Annotated in this window: 2 protein-coding genes; one reads left to right on the top strand and one right to left on the bottom strand. The window is 76.4% G+C overall.

The window, feature by feature from the left end; translation table 11 throughout:
* Positions 1-217 precede the first annotated feature (217 nt).
* Complete coding sequence (locus ACFXB5_RS53590) at positions 218-1,633, top strand: CAP domain-containing protein (protein ID WP_385223336.1); 1,416 nt, start codon at positions 218-220, stop codon at positions 1,631-1,633.
* A 41-nt stretch (positions 1,634-1,674) separates the two neighbouring features.
* On the opposite strand, the gene ACFXB5_RS53585 is transcribed toward ACFXB5_RS53590, so the two are convergent.
* Positions 1,675-2,013 (bottom strand): peptidoglycan-binding protein (locus ACFXB5_RS53585; protein WP_385223334.1); only part of this gene is annotated, 339 nt, incomplete at its 5' end.

The following is a 2,013-nucleotide window of genomic DNA, read 5'->3' as shown; positions in this document are numbered from 1 at the left end:
TGGGTGTTGTGTATAAGAGACTGGCGGTGGTTCTTCCTCGTACCGGGTTGTACTCGGACGATCCCGACAACGCAGCGAGGTGCCGTGCCAGGCGTCGCGGGCCCGCGAAGATTCGCCGGACAGGGCCTAGGGCGCCCGCCGGAACCGCCGGGGGCGCCCGGGCGTTGCCCCTCATGACGCGTTGCCTCCGGATACGCGGCGGCGGTGAGGAGCGGACATGGGCGAGTTGGTGCCCGGCGGGAACCAGGCGCTGCCCGACGGCGCGCTGACCATCCGGGTGCCGGGTCCCTTCGACCTGTCCGCGCTGATCACCGGCGAGGACGGAAAGGTCGCGGGCGACGGCGACTTCGTCTTCTTCAACCAGCCCACCGCGCCCGGCGCCCGGCTGGACGGCGACACCGTCACCCTGCGGCCGGGGGCGCTGCGGCCGGGCGCCGCCCGGGTCACCCTCGTCATCAGCCCGGCCGACCCGGGCACCCCGCTGGGGCGGCTCCCGGCGCCCGTGCTGAGCGTCCTGGACGAGCGGGGATCGCCGCTGGCCCGGTTCGCCCCGCCGCGCCCCTCGCAGGAGACGGTGCTGCTGCTCGCCGAGATCTACCGCCGTGGCGGCGGCTGGAAGGTGCGGGCGATCGGCCAGGGGTACGCCGACGGACTGGCCGGTGTGGCCCGGGACTTCGGCGTCGACGTCGCCGACGACGGAGCCGCCGCACCCGCGTCCCCCGCGTCCTCCGCACCCGCGTCCCCCGCGTCCTCCGCACCCGCGCCCCCCGCGTCCGCGCCTCCTGCGCCCGTGCCTCCCATGCCTCTCGTGCCTCCGGCCCCGGCGACCGCCGCCCCTGCCCCCGCCGACGGGGCCTCGCGGCAGGCCCTCGACGTGGTGAACGCGGCGCGGGCACGGGCCGGGGCCGCGCCCGTGGCCCTCGACGGACGGCTGACCGCGGCCGCCGAGGCGCACGCCCGGGCCATGGCCGCCCATGGCGTGCTGGCGCTGGAGAGCCCGGACGGGACCTCGCTCTTCCACCGGATCGCCGCGCACGGATACCGCCCGCTGACCGTCGCCGAGCACATCGTCTCCGGGCCGCGCACCCCACGGGAGTTCGTGGACTACTGCCTCGAAGGCGCCGAGCGCCGGGGCCCGTTCCACGATCCGGCCCTCGTCCACCTGGGCATCGGCCGGGCCGACGGCCCCACCACCGGGGACGTCTACTGGGCGGCGGTATGGGCCCGGCCGTTCACCCCGGGCGGGTTGCTGCGCCTGGCCTCCGAGGTCATCGCCCTCACCAACGCGGAGCGCGCCTCCGCCCGGCTCGCGCCCCTCGCCCCGGACCCGTGGCTGACGGCGGCCGCGCAGGCGCACAGCGACGACATGGTGGCCCGCGACTTCTACTCCCACACCGGCCCCGAAGGGCATCAGCCCTGGGACCGGGCCCGGACCGCCGGGGCCACCCACCGCGGCATCGGCGAGAACATCGCGTGCGGCCAGCGCTCCCCGGAGGAGGTGGTGCGCGGCTGGATGAACAGCCCGGGGCACCGCGCCAACATCCTGAAGCCCGACTTCACCCACATCGGCGTCGGCCATGCGACCGGCAGCCGCGCGGGCACGTACTGGACCCAGGTCTTCGGCGCCACCTGACGGCACCCCGCCCCCGCCCCGGTCCGCCTCCGGCCGTGGCGTCAGGTGCGCGACTCCAGATCGCGCCGGGTGGCGCTCCCGTACACCCCGTTCGCGTCGCCCCGGATCCCGTACCACACCTGGAACCGGGAGACGGCCTGGGCCAGCGTCTGGTCGTACTGGCCGTTGACCTGCCCGTCCTGATACACGTTCGGGATCCGCAGCAGCCGCTTCTGGAGCTCGGTGACCTCCGGGCCGGTGCTCCCGAGGGTCAGCACATCGCCCGGGTCGCCCGGCGGCGGCAATTGGTCGTCCGGGCCCTGCGAGGCGGGGGCGCTCGGCGTCTGCGGCGCGCCGGAGGTCGCGGGCGCGGTCGGCGTGGCCGACGCGCCGCCCTCGGC

This window comes from Streptomyces sp. NPDC059455, from assembly GCF_042750115.1.
Lineage (GTDB): Bacteria > Actinomycetota > Actinomycetes > Streptomycetales > Streptomycetaceae > Streptomyces > Streptomyces endocoffeicus.
This window is presented reverse-complemented; position numbering and strand designations above follow the sequence as displayed.